This window comes from Vibrio kasasachensis (assembly GCF_050337565.1).
Taxonomy (GTDB): Bacteria; Pseudomonadota; Gammaproteobacteria; order Enterobacterales; family Vibrionaceae; genus Vibrio; species Vibrio kasasachensis.
Genome location: NZ_JAKJTB010000008.1, coordinates 60,221 through 77,790, shown reverse-complemented (window position 1 = coordinate 77,790; position 17,570 = coordinate 60,221). Strand labels below are relative to the sequence as shown.

The 17,570-nt window shown below is 43.9% G+C and carries 15 protein-coding genes; all 15 read right to left on the bottom strand.

Annotated elements, in window-relative coordinates:
- Positions 1-14 precede the first annotated feature (14 nt).
- The 15 genes from L4C38_RS00670 to ispC all read right to left on the bottom strand — a co-directional run bounded on the left by L4C38_RS00670 (position 15) and on the right by ispC (position 17,543).
- Entirely contained in the window at positions 15-860 is an 846-nt protein-coding gene (locus L4C38_RS00670) for an endonuclease/exonuclease/phosphatase family protein (RefSeq protein WP_428795608.1), read from the bottom strand.
- 113 nt (positions 861-973) lie between these two features.
- Positions 974-1,312, bottom strand: a complete 339-nt coding sequence (glnB, locus tag L4C38_RS00665) for a nitrogen regulatory protein P-II (RefSeq protein WP_428795607.1) — start codon at positions 1,310-1,312, stop codon at positions 974-976.
- Positions 1,313-1,434: 122 nt separating this feature from the next.
- Positions 1,435-1,749, bottom strand: a complete 315-nt coding sequence (locus L4C38_RS00660; RefSeq protein ID WP_428795606.1) for a c-type cytochrome — start codon at positions 1,747-1,749, stop codon at positions 1,435-1,437.
- 75 nt (positions 1,750-1,824) lie between these two features.
- Positions 1,825-3,132 (bottom strand): tRNA lysidine(34) synthetase TilS, encoded by a 1,308-nt coding sequence (gene tilS / locus L4C38_RS00655; RefSeq protein WP_428795605.1) that lies wholly within the window; start codon positions 3,130-3,132, stop codon positions 1,825-1,827.
- Positions 3,133-3,222: 90 nt separating this feature from the next.
- Positions 3,223-4,182, bottom strand: coding sequence for an acetyl-CoA carboxylase carboxyl transferase subunit alpha (gene accA / locus L4C38_RS00650; RefSeq protein ID WP_428795604.1), 960 nt, complete (start codon positions 4,180-4,182; stop codon positions 3,223-3,225).
- 37 nt (positions 4,183-4,219) lie between these two features.
- Entirely contained in the window at positions 4,220-7,699 is a 3,480-nt protein-coding gene (dnaE, locus tag L4C38_RS00645; protein ID WP_428795603.1) for a DNA polymerase III subunit alpha, read from the bottom strand.
- Between the two features lie 42 nt (positions 7,700-7,741).
- Positions 7,742-8,362 carry a ribonuclease HII gene (rnhB, locus tag L4C38_RS00640; RefSeq protein WP_428795602.1) on the bottom strand — a complete coding sequence of 207 codons (621 nt, stop codon included), beginning with the start codon at positions 8,360-8,362 and terminating at the stop codon, positions 7,742-7,744.
- A complete protein-coding gene (gene lpxB / locus L4C38_RS00635) occupies positions 8,359-9,510 on the bottom strand; it encodes a lipid-A-disaccharide synthase (protein ID WP_428795601.1) in 1,152 nt (383 codons plus the stop codon). Before lpxB ends, rnhB begins: the two co-directional genes overlap by 4 nt.
- 82 nt (positions 9,511-9,592) lie before the next feature.
- On the bottom strand, positions 9,593-10,381 hold the full coding sequence (gene lpxA, locus L4C38_RS00630; RefSeq protein WP_428795600.1) for an acyl-ACP--UDP-N-acetylglucosamine O-acyltransferase: 789 nt from the start codon (positions 10,379-10,381) through the stop codon (positions 9,593-9,595).
- 3 nt (positions 10,382-10,384) lie between these two features.
- A complete protein-coding gene (fabZ, locus tag L4C38_RS00625; protein WP_428795599.1) occupies positions 10,385-10,837 on the bottom strand; it encodes a 3-hydroxyacyl-ACP dehydratase FabZ in 453 nt (150 codons plus the stop codon).
- A 145-nt stretch (positions 10,838-10,982) separates the two neighbouring features.
- On the bottom strand, positions 10,983-12,014 hold the full coding sequence (gene lpxD / locus L4C38_RS00620) for a UDP-3-O-(3-hydroxymyristoyl)glucosamine N-acyltransferase (RefSeq protein ID WP_428795598.1): 1,032 nt from the start codon (positions 12,012-12,014) through the stop codon (positions 10,983-10,985).
- A gap of 6 nt (positions 12,015-12,020) precedes the next feature.
- Positions 12,021-12,530: an OmpH family outer membrane protein gene (locus L4C38_RS00615; RefSeq protein ID WP_428795597.1), complete on the bottom strand. Its 510-nt coding sequence runs from the start codon at positions 12,528-12,530 to the stop codon at positions 12,021-12,023.
- Between the two features lie 16 nt (positions 12,531-12,546).
- A complete protein-coding gene (gene bamA, locus L4C38_RS00610; RefSeq protein ID WP_428795596.1) occupies positions 12,547-14,940 on the bottom strand; it encodes an outer membrane protein assembly factor BamA in 2,394 nt (797 codons plus the stop codon).
- Between the two features lie 39 nt (positions 14,941-14,979).
- On the bottom strand, positions 14,980-16,338 hold the full coding sequence (gene rseP / locus L4C38_RS00605; RefSeq protein WP_428795595.1) for a sigma E protease regulator RseP: 1,359 nt from the start codon (positions 16,336-16,338) through the stop codon (positions 14,980-14,982).
- Positions 16,335-17,543 carry a 1-deoxy-D-xylulose-5-phosphate reductoisomerase gene (ispC, locus tag L4C38_RS00600; RefSeq protein WP_428795594.1) on the bottom strand — a complete coding sequence of 403 codons (1,209 nt, stop codon included), beginning with the start codon at positions 17,541-17,543 and terminating at the stop codon, positions 16,335-16,337. The genes rseP and ispC overlap by 4 nt, the downstream gene beginning before the upstream one ends.
- Positions 17,544-17,570: the final 27 nt, after the last annotated feature.

The following is a 17,570-nucleotide window of genomic DNA, read 5'->3' as shown; positions in this document are numbered from 1 at the left end:
AAAACATATATTCGTTAATGCAAATGAAAGTAAATCTCTATCGGATTATGATCAGAGGCGTCAGAGATTGGCGCCTTAGCTTTTTCTAGTATTAGGTCACGATAAAACACATGGTCAAGTGGCAACCCATTAAGAAACTGCTTACGATGGTCCGGCTGATAGAGCACCTCTTTAACGCCTAGGTTCTCTAAGACCGATTTCATCACAGTTAAACGCTCTTCGCTCCAACTATTAAAATCCCCCGCAATTATCATCGGACCAGAATGCTTCGACAATGCTTTCGTCAGCTCATTTAACTGGCGATGATACTCTTGTGTTCCATAAGTGAAGTTAATTGCATGGATATTGACCACAGCCAACACTTCACCATTAGAGAGCGGGTAAGTCGCGTATATGGCAGATTTAGGTAACCTTAACCATGGCTCCATCTCAGTATAAGCACAAGCCAACTTTGGTAATTGATGGGCTAAATTGAGTACGCCAGCTGAAGTATCAAACGCTTTAAACGCATCGACAATATTACCGCTCCACTTTCCGTTATCAATCCAAGCACGCAAGTCCGTCGTCATACTTGCCTCTTGCAATAGCAGTAATTGTTTATCTTTCGCCAAAAATTGTAATGCACTTTGCCAACTGGAGCGATTTTGCTTGTAAATATTCCACACAAGTACGTTCAACTTACCTTTTTGGTCAATGACATCGGGTAATGGATTGTGATAGCAAGCAAGCTCAGGGGCTTCAACTGTCTGAGATAATGTCGATACTTTAGCCGAATCTGGCAACGTAAAAATGATTTGGAAAGCCATTATGGTTACTGCGATCGCAATAACGGGGAGTGCAATTAATATTTTTTTTCTCATAACACGGATATCTCTTATCCAGCTAAATGCAGTTAAATATCCTTATCGAGTGTAGCAAAGGTCATTCACTTTTGACCCATAAAACAAAAGAGCCTTACGGCTCTTTATCGGGATTATACTGCTTCTTCGTCTTCTTCACCGGTACGGATACGTACAACACGTTCGACGTTAGTGATAAAGATTTTACCGTCACCGATTTTACCAGTTTGCGCAGTTTCAATAATGGTATCAACACACTGATCTGCCACGTCATCAGTTACAACGATTTCCAACTTAACTTTAGGTAAGAAATCCACCATGTATTCCGCTCCGCGGTAAAGCTCTGTATGACCTTTTTGACGGCCAAAGCCTTTTACTTCAGAAACTGTCATACCAGTAATGCCAACTTCTGCTAAAGCTTCACGCACGTCATCCAATTTAAAAGGCTTAATAATTGCCTCAATTTTTTTCATGTTCATCCCTTAAACTTACGTTGTTTGACGCATTATCCCAAAAAGCTACTGTAATAAAAAGCCCAAGTAATAAAAAGCCCGAGCGTCTTTGCTCGGGCTAAAAATCAATAAATCAGGTTGGTTTACTTCAAACTTGCATAGTATGCAGCCAAGTTCGCGATATCGGCATCACTTAACATATCAGCTTGAGCTTTCATCACGGCAGACAAACCACCCGTTCTCTGATTCGTTTGGTAAGCTTTAATGGATGACACGATATATTGCTCATTCTGCCCTTTCAGATGTGGGTATCCCGGAATCATAGCGATACCATCAGCGCCATGACAAGCCGCGCAGACTGCCGCCTTTGCTTTACCGGCTGCAGCATCACCCGCCGCCAGCGCTTGACCGCCGATTAATCCCATCGCGAGTACCAATCCAATAGAAATTTTCTTCATTGTTCTTCCTTATGTATAGGCTGGCTCATTCAACCTAGTTATTGTGTTTTTATTTACACAAAATTGTCACATAAGTTATAAGGTCTTGTCCCAGATAAGTTCACAATCTTGGCCGACAAATTGCTGATCAATAAATAAATTTGCGATGGCGACCACCTGTTCTCCACATACTAAGATCGGTAAACGGCGACGAAGCCAACTCGGCACACCGTACTCTTGAAACAGTTTTTTCAGTTTTCGGCTATGGCGACGTTCAACAGGATGTGCGCTCAACCCTTCAGGATTAAAAATGACGTTAAGTGGTGCTTCTTGAAGTGCCAATAAAGAGAGATTGCCTTGCGATGAATTAATCAGCGTAAGCGAACCTAAATCATCGGGTAAAATTACTGGCTGATTTAATTCCAATTCTTGTTGCCAATCCGTCACATCGACAAATGCACTAACCCAATATAAACGTCCGGAAAAGCGGCGAACTTGACCTTGATTCAGGTTTAATATCGGATTAGCGTCTTGCTGTGCTAATGCGACTTCCTGCCATATTCGATTGAGATGCTCTCTGCTCGGCATCTTTAGCTGCATAGTTGCAAACCACATACGAATAAGTTGAGTTCGCACTCGTTCAGATTGCTGCGCCAAAAAAGGGATCAATAAGCTCTGATCACCATTCGTTGCTTGCGCCAATTTATCGCTAAGCAACTCCTCTAACAAGGCCTCTTGATCCGCACACAATTCACTGGTTCGTTGCACCGCCGAGTGAATATGTATCCATCTTTTTTTTAAAATTGGCGTAATCTGATGACGAATAAAGTTACGGTCAAAACGAGTATCCTGATTACTCTCATCTTCAACCCACTCTAAATCTTTAATTACGGCATACTGCTCAATCTGTTCACGAGAAACATTGAGTAGCGGTCGAATCAAGGTTGCCCCTTTGAACGGCATTTTTTTTGCCATTGCCGATAAGCCTTTAGGTCCACTTCCACGCTTCAGAGCCAATAGAAAGGTTTCGAGCTGATCATCACTATGTTGTCCTGTAAGCAAAACATCCCCCACATCGAGATGTTTCTCCAGCGCTTGATAGCGAGCTTCGCGTGCACACTCCTCAATGCTGTGACCTTGAGGGGATAACTGCACTTTCTCAACCACTAACTCGATCCCCGCTTGAGAGCACCAATTTTGGCACTGCTCAGCCCAATCATTCGCGTTAGTACTCAAACCATGGTGAACGTGAACGGCTAAACAAGAAATAGCTGACCGTCTTTGATAACAACTCAATAACTCAAGTAGCACTCTCGAGTCCACTCCGCCACTCAACGCTAAGACGATCTTATTGGCCTTGGTGCCATCAAGTGAACGAGAAAATACAGCAGATAGGGAATCCATACTTCAACACATTAGGGGTTAGTTAGATTATTCTACACCAAAACAAAAAGGGTTGAGACTATGCTCAACCCTTGTTTACTTTTTAATGAATCAGCAGTAACCATAATTCATAAGACGCTGGTAGCGACGAGCCAATAGCGCTTCTTCATCAAACTGTTCCAGTTCTTCTAACTGACGCAGCAATGTCTGTTTGATGTTTGCTGCCATCTGCTTATGATTACGATGCGCGCCACCTAGTGGTTCTTCGATGATTTCATCAATCAAATCAAGCTCTTTCAAGCGTGGAGCAATTAACCCCATCGCTTCTGCTGCTTGCGGAGCTTTATCAGAGTCACGCCAAAGAATTGAAGCGCAGCCTTCTGGTGAAATAACAGCGTAAGTTGAGTATTGCGCCATGTTGACGTAATCACCCACACCAATTGCCAATGCACCACCTGAACCGCCTTCACCAACAACGTTACAAATTACCGGAACTTTCAATCCAGCCATCACTTTTAGATTGGTTGCGATAGCGCCAGATTGACCACGCTCCTCTGCGCCCACACCTGGGTACGCGCCAGCAGTGTCGATAAAGGTAATGATAGGCATGTTAAAACGCTCTGCCATTTCCATTAAGCGCAACGCTTTACGGTAACCCTCAGGCTTAGGCATACCAAAGTTACGTTTTACTTTCTCTTTGGTTTCACGGCCTTTTTGATGACCAATGATCATCACAGGGCGACCTTCGATGCGCGCCATTCCGCCTACGATCGCTTTATCGTCTGCGTAAGCACGGTCACCCGCAAGCTCATCAAACTCAGTAAAGATGTGCTCAATGTAATTAAGCGTATAAGGACGTAAAGGGTGACGAGCTAGTTGAGCTGTTTCCCATGCGCCTAAATCACTAAAGATTTTCTTTTTAAGCTCTAAACTTTTCTTCTCCAGTTGTTCAATCTCTTTCTCGAGATCGACACCCGAATCACCACCATGGCGAGAAACACCACGCAGTGCTTCGATTTTGGCTTCAAGTTCTGCGATAGGCTTTTCAAATTCTAGAAAGTTCAGGCTCATCTATCGATCCTTTTTGATTCGGCAACTTGTGCCAAATTTAGTTAAATTCGAGTTCTACTTGGTCGGAACCGAGCAGGTGTTTTAAATCATCTAATAGAGCATCAGTTGGCGTTACTCGCCACTCTGTTCCCAACGTCAAACGTGCTCTCGCATCACGGCGTTGGTAGTAAACGTGAACAGGAATTGTTCCTGCTCGATGAGGCTCTAGAACGCCACTAAGGCGCTCAAAAAACTGGCTGTCGACTTGCGATTCGCTAATCGATACAGAAAGGCCACGTGCATATTTTTCACGTGCAGCGCCAAGATCCATTATCTCGCGCGCGATCATTTTAAGCCCCCCGTTAAAATCATCAAAGCTGACCTGTCCAGAAACGACAAGAATTTTATCATTTTCAAGTAAGTCTGCGTATCTTTCGAGTGCATCCGAGTACAACATCACTTCCATACGACCACTACGATCGTCGAGCGTCATAAGACCAATCCGTGTACCTCGCTTGGTCGTCATCACACGTGAAGCGATCACTAAACCTGAGATAGTTACAGATTGATCGCGTCGCGTCGGTGTCGCGTCTTTTAATCGACAACTGGTATATTTACTAAGTTCCTTGATGTAGGCGTTAACTGGGTGCCCGGTCAAATAAAGACCTAATGTTTCACGCTCTCCATCTAGCCATACCTTCTCAGGCCAAGGTGGAACTTTAGTGTACTTATTCTCAACTTCTTCCGGCGCTTCTGTCAAAACGCCAAACAAATCAGACTGACCAAAAGCCTCGGCTTGGTGATGCTGACTCGCGGCTTTCACCGCATCAGGTAGTGATGCCATTAATGCGGCTCGGTGTGGTCCAAGTCTATCGAGAGCCCCTGCATAAATCAGCTTTTCGATTACTCGTCTATTGACCTTCTTAATATCGATACGCGCACAGAAGTCAAATAAATCTTTAAAGTGACCACCGTTGTTGCGCGCTTCAAGGATGACTTCAATCGGAGCTTCACCCACCCCTTTAATCGCACCAATACCGTAAACAATTGCCCCATTATCATCAACATTGAATCGATACAGACCCGAGTTAATATCTGGTGGCAACAATTTGATTTTCATGCGCAAACATTCGTCGACAAGACCAACCACTTTCTCGGTGTTGTCCATATCAGCCGTCATTACCGCGGCCATAAACTCGGCTGGATAATGGGTTTTTAACCACAGCGTTTGATAAGAAACTAACGCATAAGCAGCGGAATGCGATTTGTTAAAGCCGTAACCTGCGAACTTTTCCACCAAGTCGAAGATTTTCATCGCCAACTCGCCGTCTACGCCATTGTCTACCGCGCCTTCTTCGAAGGTGGCTCGTTGCTTAGCCATCTCTTCAGGTTTTTTCTTACCCATTGCGCGGCGCAACATATCTGCACCACCCAAGGTATAGCCAGATAGCACCTGAGCGATCTGCATTACCTGCTCTTGGTAAAGGATAATGCCGTAAGTTGGATCGAGTATTTCTTTCAGCGATTCATGCTGCCACTTTTCATCTGGGTAAGAGATCGCTTCTCGTCCGTGCTTACGGTCAATAAAGTTATCTACCATGCCTGATTGCAATGGTCCCGGACGAAACAATGCTACCAATGCGATGATGTCTTCAAAACTATCTGGTTGCAGACGTTTGATGAGATCTTTCATACCGCGTGATTCAAGCTGAAACACCGCGGTTGTCTCCGAATTTTGCAATACTCGGAACGCCGCTTCATCCACCAGTGGAATAGATTCGATGCGGATCGGTGCTTCGCCATTACGTTCTAAGCGAGGATTAATTAGACCTAACGCCCAGTCGATAATAGTTAAAGTTCGTAGACCCAAGAAGTCAAACTTAACCAAGCCGGCGGTTTCTACATCGTTCTTGTCAAACTGAGTAACGGGAAAGTGCCCTTCGGCATCAGCATAAATGGGCGCAAAGTCTGTAATTGTGGTTGGTGAAATAACCACGCCACCAGCATGTTTACCCGCATTTCGTGTACAACCTTCAAGGATGCGACACATGTCGATCAGCTCTTTAACTTCCTCATCCGCAGCATAAAGCTCAGGGAGTGCTGGTTCAGCTGCAAACGCTTTCTCCAACGTCATGCCAGGATCAGGTGGTACCAACTTTGATATGCGATCAACGAAGCCAAACGGATGCCCAAGCACGCGCCCGACATCTCGGATCACAGCCTTTGCCGCCATAGTACCGAAGGTGATGATTTGTGATACTGCATCACGACCGTACATTTCCGCTACGTGTTCAATAACTTGATCACGTTTATCCATACAGAAATCAACGTCAAAATCGGGCATCGATACACGTTCTGGGTTGAGGAATCGTTCAAAAAGCAGGTCGTATTCAAGTGGGTCAAGATCGGTAATGCTAAGTGCGTACGCCACTAGTGAACCAGCACCAGAACCACGACCAGGACCTACCGGGATATCATTATCTTTAGACCACTGGATAAATTCCATTACGATCAGGAAGTAACCAGGGAAGCCCATATTGTTGATTACTTCGAGTTCTATTTTTAGGCGGTCATCGTATTCAGGTCGGCGCTCGGCACGTATCGTTGGATCAGGAAATAAAAATTCAAGACGGTCTTCTAAGCCTTCTTGTGATTTCTTGACCAAAAATTCAGTTTCTTCCATCCCTTCAGTTGGGAATGCAGGTAGGAAGTATTCATCAAGTCGAACCGTAACATTACAACGCTTAGCAATTTCTACGCTGTTTTCCAGCGCTTCAGGAATGTCAGCAAATAGCTCACACATCTCTTCTTCACTGCGTAAATATTGCTGAGAGCTGTAGTTTTTAGGGCGACGAGGATCTTCTAATGTATAACCATCGTGAATCGCAACTCGAATCTCATGCGCATCAAACAGATCTTCAGAAAGAAAAACAACATCATTAGTAGCAACAACAGGCAGATCTTTTTCTTGTGCCAACTCAAGCGCAAAGTGTAAATAGGTTTCTTCATCTGCTCGACCAGTACGAGTCAGTTCCAAATAGAAACGATCAGCAAAATGCTGCTGGTAGAATTCCACACACTGATCAACAAGGCTTTTATTGCCTTTGAGAAGCGCTTTACCAATATCGCCGCTCTTACCACCTGAAATAAGAATCAACCCTTCGGCTAAATCAAGTAGCCAATCTCGATCAATCACAGGTTGATGTTGTACATGACCCCGCAAATAGGCTTTAGAGATCAACAATGTCAGATTTTTATAGCCAACATTGTCAGAAGCAAGCACCGTTAACTTAGTCAACTCCTCACCAAACTCAGCAGACTGCACAGCGAAATCAGCACCAATAATCGGTTTGATACCACAGCCATGCGCCGAACCGTAGAATTTCACTAAACCACACAAGTTAGTAAAATCAGTCAATGCTATGGCTGGCATGCCCATTTCCGCCACTTTTTTCATCAATGGCGAAACCTTAGTTAGGCCATCGACCATGGAATAATCGCTGTGTACACGAAGGTGAATAAACTTTGGTTCTGACATTAATACTTTCCGGCTTTGGCGCTGACTGTCTATTCTACGCGATTAATCTTCGAGTCCGAGTGCTTTTTTCACTGGTCTGAAGCTTTTACGATGTTGCTCAATCACGCCATGCTGATCGATGGCGTCAAAATGAGCTTTAGTTGGATAACCTTTGTGCTTAGCAAAGCCAAACTGAGGATATTGCTTATCTAGCTCTTCCATTTCTTGATCGCGTACAACTTTGGCAACAATAGAAGCGGCACTGATCTCTGCGACTCGCAAATCGCCTTTAACTACCGCAACTGCATCCATTGGCAGTTCCGGAGTACGATTGCCATCAATCAAAGCCAAATCAGGCTGTATGTTTAAGCCTGCGATCGCTCGCTGCATTGCCACCATCGTCGCTTGCAATATATTCAGCTGATCTATTTCTTCTGGCGAACAACGCCCTATTGCCCACGCTAACGCTTTCTCTTTGATTTCTGGCAACAAAGCCAAACGCTTTTTCTCACTTAGTTTTTTTGAATCGTTCAAACCTTCAATCGGATTATTCGGATCTAAAATTACCGCCGCTGTCACGACATCGCCCACCAAAGGACCACGCCCTACCTCATCAACCCCAGCAATGAGCTGGTAACCCTGAGGGTATTCAAATGGCGGCAGTTCTTTTTTTTCTGTAGTCATGCTTCTTTGCTCATTCCAATTAAATCTAACACCGCGCTCGCAGCTTGGTGATCGGCATCTTTACGGATCCAATGGTGCATTTCAGTAAATTTCTCCACCATCTTGTCACCTTGATCGCCCAACAAACGATCCACTTCTGACGCAAGATTATCTGCCGTGCAGTCTTTAAGTAGGTACTCTTTCACCAATTCTTCATCAGCCAAGATATTAGGCAGCGAAACGTACTTAGTTTTTACCATCCGACTCGCTATGAATGCGGTCAAGGCATTCACTTTGTAGCCGACTACCATTGGACGCTTAACCAACATACATTCAAGTGCCACAGTCCCTGAAGCAAGCATGACAACATCGGCTGCTGTGATGACATTCTTTGCTGTGTCATCAACTAATACAAACTTTAATTCTGGTGCGTGTTGTAGCCAAGCCATTTCAAATTGTTCGCGGCGCTTTTGATTGACCACAGCCACAACAAAACCTAAGTCGGGATGCTTGGCATGAAGTTGTTTACAAGCCTTAATAAAAGGCTCAGCCAACATTTTAAGCTCACTTCCTCTGCTTCCAGGAAGAACAGCAAGCCAGCGCTTATTCTGTTCTAAACCAAGTAATTCACGCGCTGGGGCTTTTGCTGATTCAAGAGGGATCGCATCCGCCAAAGTATGACCAATAAATTCACATGGCACGTTATATTTATCGTAAAAAGCCTTTTCAAATGGTAAGAAAGCCAACACCAAATTGGTCGCCGCTTCGATGCCAAAAATACGTTTTTGGCGCCAAGCCCATACAGAAGGACTCACGTAATGTACCGTTTTAATACCGGATTTTTTCAGATCGAGTTCAAGGCGTAAATTGAAATCAGGCGCATCAATACCGACAAAAACATCCGGTGGATTATCAGTGAAAAATTTAACTAATTCCGCTTTGACTTTCAAAAGCCTAGGCAGACGACCAAGCACTTCCACTAGCCCCATAACCGATAACTCTTCCATATCGAAAAGAGAGTCGCAGCCTTGAGCTATCATTTTAGGACCACCAATACCGACAAACTCAGCATTGGGATAACGCTGCTTAATCGCCTTAATAAATCCTTCGCCTAATATATCACCAGATAATTCTCCAGCAACAATACCAATTCTAAGCGGTCTTTCCATCGTCAAATTTCCCCAGCTTTAAAACACAAAAAAGATCGCAGTTTGGCACTGCGATCTTTTTATTCTTAAAGTGCTCAATTGTTTAGCGAATAATGCCACGTTCTGTGGATTGAAGCATCTTAAGCATTGGCTCAATTGATGCCCACTCTTGTGCCATTTCAACCAAAATAGGTTTTACTTCTTCTAGCGTTTTGCCCGATCGGTAAATCTCTTTATAAGCTTTTTGCAAAGCTCGTAATTCTGGCTTTTCAAAACCATTACGCTTTAAGCCTACAAGATTTAAACCAAACGGTGTGGCATGGTTACCTTGCGCTAATACATAAGGAAGCACATCTTGTACGACTGCCGAGCAGCCACCAATATAAGCATATTCGCCGACAGTGCAGAACGGATGAATGGCAGAAAGTGCCATAACACCAGCATGATCACCTACAGTCACATGCCCACCGAGAATGGCGTTGTTACCAATGTGTGTATGGTTGCCAACAATAACATCATGTGCGACGTGTGCATTCACGCATAGTAAATTGTCATTGCCAATCACTGTGGTTGCTTTGTCTTGTGTTGTGCCACGATGAATTTGGACAGCTTCACGAATCACATTACGATCACCAACAACAACTGTTGTGTCTTCACCACCGTATTTCTTATCTTGGTTTTCTTCACCGATCACCGCATGCGGGAAAATACGGTTGTCTTTACCTATTTTCGTGTGACCTTTAATCACAACATGCGACATGATTTCAGTACCGTCACCTATCTCAACATTTGATGTGATGTAAGTAAATGGACCGACAACGACGTTAGCGCCAATTTTAGCGCCATCTTCTACCACCGATGCTGGGTGGATTTGAGCTGTTTCATGAATCATAGATTAAAACTCTCTACGAGCACATTTCAGGTCTGCAGAACAAACCACCTCACCATCGACTTTCGCTTTACAAGTAAATGCAGCAATGCCGCGGCGCTCTTTAATAAACTCAACTTCGATAACCAGTTGATCACCAGGTGTGACTGGTTTACGAAACTTTGCGTTGTCTACGCTAGCAAAATAGTACAACTCATTACCTGATGGTTCACCAAATGATTTAAACGCTAGCAAGCCAGTCGCTTGCGCCATAGCTTCAAGAATTAGGACACCAGGTAGTACAGGAAGTTGCGGAAAATGACCAGTAAATTGAGGTTCATTCACAGAGACGTTTTTAATTGCGGTGAGATATTTTGCTTCTTGATAATCTGTCACTCGATCAATTAATAAGAATGGGTAGCGATGAGGTAACAATGCCTGAATCTCAGTAATGTTCATCGTTTTCTTGTCAGTAGTCAAAGTCATATTCCTATAGTGAATGCTTAATTCATTTTCTGGCAGGCATTATACCCAAGTAAACTATCGATGCTATGTACAACGATACTTACTCGGTATATAGACAAAAAAGACCCGCCCTTTGCGAGTCTTCTTCGAAGTCGCGGAACTACGATTCCGCTTTTTCTTCCAGCTGTTTCTCTACAGCTTTTAAGCGTTTATTCATCTCATCGATTCGGTGCACTCGAGTTGCCGTTTTACGCCACTCTTTATTTGACTGCAAAGGAATACCGGATGAATACATACCTTTATCTTCAATACTGCGCATGACCATACCCATGCCGGTAATCGTGACACCATCAACAATTTCAATATGACCATTGATCACGCATGCACCACCTATAATACAGTATTTACCGATTTTAGTGCTACCAGCAACAACGGTACCACCAGCCATCGCTGTACCATATCCAATCTCTACGTTATGAGCGATTTGAATCTGGTTATCGATAATCACGTTATCTGCAATAACGGTATCATCCAACGCACCACGGTCAATCGTCGTACCTGAGCCGATTTCCACACGATCACCAATGCGAACAGAGCCTAACTGCGGGATTTTAATCCACTCGCCTTTCTCATTAGCATAGCCGAACCCATCGCTACCGATAACAGTATTTGACTGCACAAGACATGCTTGCCCAATCTCGACATTATGGTAAACGCTGACATTTGCCCACAACTGCGTATCATTACCAATTTTGGTCTGTTTACCAATAAAACAACCAGCACCGATAATCACATTGTCGCCGAGTTCTACCCCGTCTTCGATAACCGCATTCGCACCCACAGATACATTTTCACCCAGTACGGCACTTTCAGCAATGACAGCTGAAGGCGCAATGCCATTAGCCGCTTTAGGTGTGGTATCCAGTGCTTGTGCTACTTTCGCAAAAGCCACGTAAGGATCATTGACGACTAGAGTATTTCCTTTACACAGCTCAAGCTGGGCTGCTTTTACCATTACAACGGTTGCTTGGCACTGAGCTAAATGCTTTGCATACTTTGGATTTGACAGAAAAGTCACGTGACCTTTCTGCGCTTTATCCATCGGTGCTACCATGGTTACTGTTGCTGAGGCGTCACCATGTAGCTCGCCCCCGGTAATCATTGCCAATTCGGCTAAAGTTAATGTCTTCATAGAGTATTATTTTAGTGCGTTAATTACGTCTTCTGAGATGTTGTACTCTGCTTTTGAGTATTGCAGTGCCGTGATATCAATAACCATATCGTAGCCTTGCTTCTCAGCCACTTCTTTTACTGCTTTTTGAATAATTTGGAAAAGTTTTGCTTTTTCCTGAGCTTCACGACGTGCCGACGCTTGCTCAAGCGCTTGTCCTTTAATTTTGTATTTACTATCTAGTTGACCGATCTCAATACGAAGTTTTTCAACTTCTTCTTGGCCAAGTAGCTCACCATCACGCTTGAGCTTTTCAATCTTAATTTTTGCTTCAGCTTGAATAGCTTTTAGCTCGTCAGCTTTATCTTTAAATTCTTTCTGCATCTGCTGCAGCACAGCTTCACGCTGAGGGAGCTCTTGAAATACTTGCGCTGTATTAACGTAGCCAATTTTCTGAGCGGCTTCTGCTGCATTAGCAAAAAGAGAAGATGTCATTACCAAAAGACCAAGACCAGCCGCTTTAATTGTTTTGTTCACTGTAAATTCCTTTAATTTAGAAGGTTCTGCCGATAGTGAAAGTGAAGAATTCTTCATCATCACCTTCTTTACTTTCAAGAGGTTTCGCTACCGAAAATACCAATGGTCCCATTGGCGATATCCACTGCAGCGCTACACCGTAAGAGGAGCGATAATTGCCTGGGTCTGAATAATCTTCGATTCCATCACGGGCAACAAATTCTGTGTCCCACACACTTGCTGCGTCAATAAAGGTACTCGTACGTATTTGGCTACGTACTTCCTCTGACACAAATGGTGCTGGGAAAATAAGCTCTAAGCTCGCAAGGGCCACAGCATTACCACCCACAGAATCATCCGTCGCGGTCGCACAGCCGTTGTTGCCACAACTACCAGAGCGATTAACTTGTACCGCTCGAGGACCGACGCTATTTGAAGCAAAACCACGTAAGCTGGTAAAACCACCCGCGTAGTAGTTTTCATAGAATGGGAATAGGTTGTCATTACCATCCGTTTTGCCGTAACCATTACCATAGCCTAAACGACCACGCATCAATAGCGAGAAATCATGTTTTTTGGTCAACGGGGTGTAATTACGCACATCGTATTGCAATTTAAAGTACTTAGCATCTGAGCCTGGCACTGTCATCATGTATGAAGCACGTTGGTGACTACCGGCTGTTGGGAAATATCCCTTGTTGAGGTTGTTACGCGTCCAAGCAAGATTGATATCAAAATCATTGGTAATAATATCATCTCCTGGCTCCACCCCTATACTTTGCATAAATCTAGCAATATGCTCATAGGAATCATCCGCATCGCCAATCTTATTATGCGTATAGCCTAAACCAAATTCAAAACGGTTGAGCTCATCAAATGGGAAACCCCAGGTTAGATTCGTACCATAGCTTTCGTTGGTATAGTCAACAATACCGGCTTCTGAGGCTTCAAAAGTATTGAAGAAAACTTTACCACCAAGACTGACGCCATCAAGGTTCCAGTATGGGTCACGATACTCCAATGTCAGGTTTTTTTGGTAATCGTTCATCATGGCGTTAATACCAACTCGGTTACCAGTACCAGCAAAGTTATCTTGCTGCAAACCAACCTGAAAACTAATACCAGATTCAGTTCCGTAGCCAACACCAAAGTTAACGCTACCCGAGTTTGCTTCTTTCACCCGGTAAACCAAATCAACCTGATCTTCGCTGCCTGGCACTCGAACCGTTTGTACGTCGACAGTCTCAAAGAAACCTAAGCGGTTTAGACGACCTTTACTGGTATCAATAGCTTTCGAGTTCAACCAGCTACCTTCCATCTGACGCATTTCGCGACGTAAAACTTCGTCTTTAGTAGCATTATTCCCTACAAAGCGAATATCACGGACATAAACCCGTTTACCCGGCTCAACATTGACGACCAATGAAACTTGCTTAGTCTCTTCGTTAAATTCAGGAATCGTACGTACTTGTGGGTAGGCATAACCAGCTTCGCCAAGAACACGCTTAACCCCTTCTTCCAACGACGTAACCGCTGAGCCTTTATAAACTTCACCCGGTTCAAACGTCACTAAACTATCAAAGTCAGCTTCTTTACCGATCAAATCACCACGAAACTTAACTTGATCAACCGTGTATTGCTCACCTTCCGTTATATTTAGGGTGATATACACACCTTTCTTATCTGGAGAGATAGCAACTTGTGTCGAGGTCACTTGGAATTTCAAGTAACCGCGATCAAGGTAGTATGAGCGAAGGGCTTCAATATCACCGGCAAGTACTTGTTTCTGGTATTTATCGTCAGATAAGAAATTCCACCAAGAAACGTTGGCATTAAGATTAAATCTCGACATTAAGTCATCGTCTGAGAAAATTTTATTACCGATAAAGTTAATCTGCTGAATCTTAGCCGACACACCTTCTGTAAACACGAACTTCAAGTCGGTACGGTTACGAGGTAGCGGTGTAATAACCGCTTGTACTGTTGCGTTATATTTACCAACGCTGTAGTAAAAATCTTCTAGACCCTTTTCAATATTTGACAAGGTGGTGCGGTCTAACGCCTCGCCAACTCGGATACCAGACGCATCCAAGTTTTGCTGCAATTGCTCATCTTTAATCGCGCTGTTACCAGAAAATGAGATAGTCGAGATAGTTGGGCGCTCAGTAACCTGAACAACCAAAATATTATCATCACGTGAAACTTTAACGTCTTCAAAGTTTCCGGTTGAATAAAGCGCTCGAATGATTTCTGCAACATCTTGGTTGCTAATCGAATCGCCAATACGTATTGGCATTTTTAACAGAGCTGCACCTAAAGCAACACGTTGCAAACCTTCGATTTGAATATCTTGCACTACAAAGTTTTCAGCCCCGTGAGCTGATACGCTGGTCGCCAAAATTGTTGCCAACAGAATTTTTTTCATCGCCATATTTTTTTTAGTTATTCCTTACTACAACCATCATCCACGTTATAAGCGTGCAAAGTCGTTAAAAATCGCTACGGCCATAAGGGAAAATAATATTACACCACCGAATCGGTAACCCATTTCCTGTATTTTTTCTGGTACTGGGCGTCGAATTATTGCTTCGATTGCAAAAAACAATAGATGTCCACCGTCAAGCATCGGTAATGGAACTAGGTTAATAATTCCTAAATTCACGCTAATTAATGCCAAAAAACCTAAAAAGTACACTAAACCATAATCAGCAGTTGTGCCTGCACCTTTCGCAATGGTTATCGGACCGCTTAAGTTATTTAAACCAACATCACCGACAATCAGCTTTTTAAGCATGACCATGGTCAGGTCAATAATTTGACCAGTTTTATCTACCGCTTTACCGATAGATTCAAATACACCAAATTGCAGGTCGAATCGATAATTTTCCGGCCATTCTGCGACTTCTGGTGCGATTCCGGCAAAACCGATCGTTGTACCATCATTCAATTCTTTACTTTGAGGAATCAGCGTAACATTCAACTCAGCTCCCTCACGCAATAAATCGACGCTAAGCGAACGATTAGGATGACTGCGAACCAACTCTACCAATTGTTGCCATTCTTGAAGTTCTTGGTCATTAATCGCGAGCAGTTTATCACCAGCCAGTAGACCGGCAATATCACCAGCACTACCTTCAGTAATCGCCTGCAACGTCAGAGATATTTCAGGTGTATAAGGTCTAAACCCTAAAGCTGACATTGGTGATTGATTCTCTGGATCAAATTGCCAATTCGAAATATCAAGGCGAACCAGACGTTCACCTTCAATACTATCAGGCGGTACCACTGACATCGTCAAAGTATCTTCACCAATGTGGGAGACCAACCTCATATTGACTGATTCCCAATCCGCGGTTTTGACGCCCGAAATCGCTTTTAGTTCCATACCAGATTCTAATCCGGCTTGCGCGGCTATAGAATAAGGCACAACTGGACCTACAACAGGCTTAACGGCAGGAACGCCAATAAGGAACACCAGCCAATAAGCAAATATCGCAAACAAAAAGTTAAAAATGGGTCCAGCAGCCACAATTGATGTTCGCTGCCAGAGAGGTTTTCTATCGAAAGCATGTTGCAGCATTTCTTGAGGGACATCATCAACCCGCCCATCAAGCATTTTCACGTAACCGCCCAAAGGGATTATTGATATGGTGTACTCAGTGCCATCTTTGCCGACTTTACGCCAGATCGATTTACCAAAACCGATAGAAAAGCGCTCAACTTTAACGCCACAGCGACGAGCGACCCAAAAATGTCCAAACTCATGCACCGTAACCAAAATACCTAAGGCTACGATAAATGAGACAAAATCCCACAATATGCCGCTCATGCTCTACGTCCACAGATAAAGTTTGTCGCTAAAGAACGTGCCATTCTATCGACCTCCAAAATACTTTCCAAGCTATCACATTTTAGCTGTGCATTCATCGAACAAATCCGTTCCGTCACCCAATTATTGACGCGTGCAATATGTGTGAACGGGATCTCTCGATTTAAAAACGCTTCAACTGCAATTTCGTTAGCAGCATTCAATGCCGTAGTGGCATGCTGACCAATATAACAAGCATCAATCGCCAATTTTAAGCATGGGTATCGCTGAAAGTCTGGTTGTAAAAAAGTCAGCTCACCAACTTGGGTAAAATCTAAAGCTTTTACACCGGCAGTGACACGCTCTGGATAAGAGAGTGTGAGTGCAATAGGTGTAGCCATATCAGGCTCCCCAATCTGCGCTAAAGTGGAGCCATCTTTGTATTGCACCATTGAGTGTATAACCGATTGCGGGTGAATTAAGACCTTCATTTGCTCACGAGTAGCATTAAACAACCACTTCGCTTCAATGTACTCAAGCCCTTTATTCATCATAGTCGCGGAGTCGACTGAAATTTTAGGTCCCATCGACCAATTGGGATGTGCGATTGCCTGCTCGGGAGTAACCCGCTCTAAGTCGTCTAAGTTACTGTAGCGAAATGGACCACCGGAACCTGTCAATAAAATGTGCTCAATGCCATGCTGGCTAAGATCGCAATGACCTAAATTAGTTTGAATTTCACTTGGCAAACATTGAAATATCGCGTTGTGTTCACTATCGACTGGCAGTAACTCGGCGCCACTTTGCTTTACGGCATCAACAAATAACTGACCAGACATCACCAATGCTTCTTTATTGGCTAATAAAACTCGTTTTCCCGCTTTCACTGCCGCCATCGTTGGCATCAGCCCTGCTGCGCCGACAATTGCCGCCATCACAGTATCAACTTCATCGAATGACGCGATCTCACACATCGCTTCTACGCCAGCCATAACCTTCGTTCTTAAGCCTAACGAGCGCAACTGCTCAGCTAAGTGTTTGGCAGCCTGCTCATCGGCCATTACAGCGTAATCTGGCTGCCACTTAAGGCAAAGCTGAAGCATCTTATCCGAATTCTTCCCGGCAGCTAAAGCAACAACTCGGAACTGTTCTGGATTGTTTTCAATAACTTTTAGAGTGCTCGCCCCGATGGAACCTGTTGCACCCAAAATTGTTAATTTACGCATAGCTAGAGACCGATAGTTAAGAGAGCG

Excerpts from the sequence above, each read along its gene's own strand:
- rnhB (WP_428795602.1), bottom strand. The coding sequence starts at position 8,362 with ATGACTACAGAAAAAAAAGAACTGCCGCCATTTGAATACCCTCAGGGT.
- lpxB (WP_428795601.1), bottom strand. The coding sequence starts at position 9,510 with ATGGAAAGACCGCTTAGAATTGGTATTGTTGCTGGAGAATTATCTGGT.
- lpxA (WP_428795600.1), bottom strand. The coding sequence starts at position 10,381 with ATGATTCATGAAACAGCTCAAATCCACCCAGCATCGGTGGTAGAAGAT.
- tilS (WP_428795605.1), bottom strand. The coding sequence starts at position 3,132 with ATGGATTCCCTATCTGCTGTATTTTCTCGTTCACTTGATGGCACCAAG.
- glnB (WP_428795607.1), bottom strand. The coding sequence starts at position 1,312 with ATGAAAAAAATTGAGGCAATTATTAAGCCTTTTAAATTGGATGACGTG.
- dnaE (WP_428795603.1), bottom strand. The coding sequence starts at position 7,699 with ATGTCAGAACCAAAGTTTATTCACCTTCGTGTACACAGCGATTATTCC.
- rseP (WP_428795595.1), bottom strand. The coding sequence starts at position 16,338 with ATGAGCGGCATATTGTGGGATTTTGTCTCATTTATCGTAGCCTTAGGT.
- lpxD (WP_428795598.1), bottom strand. The coding sequence starts at position 12,014 with ATGAAGACATTAACTTTAGCCGAATTGGCAATGATTACCGGGGGCGAG.
- L4C38_RS00660 (WP_428795606.1), bottom strand. The coding sequence starts at position 1,749 with ATGAAGAAAATTTCTATTGGATTGGTACTCGCGATGGGATTAATCGGC.
- accA (WP_428795604.1), bottom strand. The coding sequence starts at position 4,182 with ATGAGCCTGAACTTTCTAGAATTTGAAAAGCCTATCGCAGAACTTGAA.
- L4C38_RS00670 (WP_428795608.1), bottom strand. The coding sequence starts at position 860 with ATGAGAAAAAAAATATTAATTGCACTCCCCGTTATTGCGATCGCAGTA.
- bamA (WP_428795596.1), bottom strand. The coding sequence starts at position 14,940 with ATGGCGATGAAAAAAATTCTGTTGGCAACAATTTTGGCGACCAGCGTA.
- ispC (WP_428795594.1), bottom strand. The coding sequence starts at position 17,543 with ATGCGTAAATTAACAATTTTGGGTGCAACAGGTTCCATCGGGGCGAGC.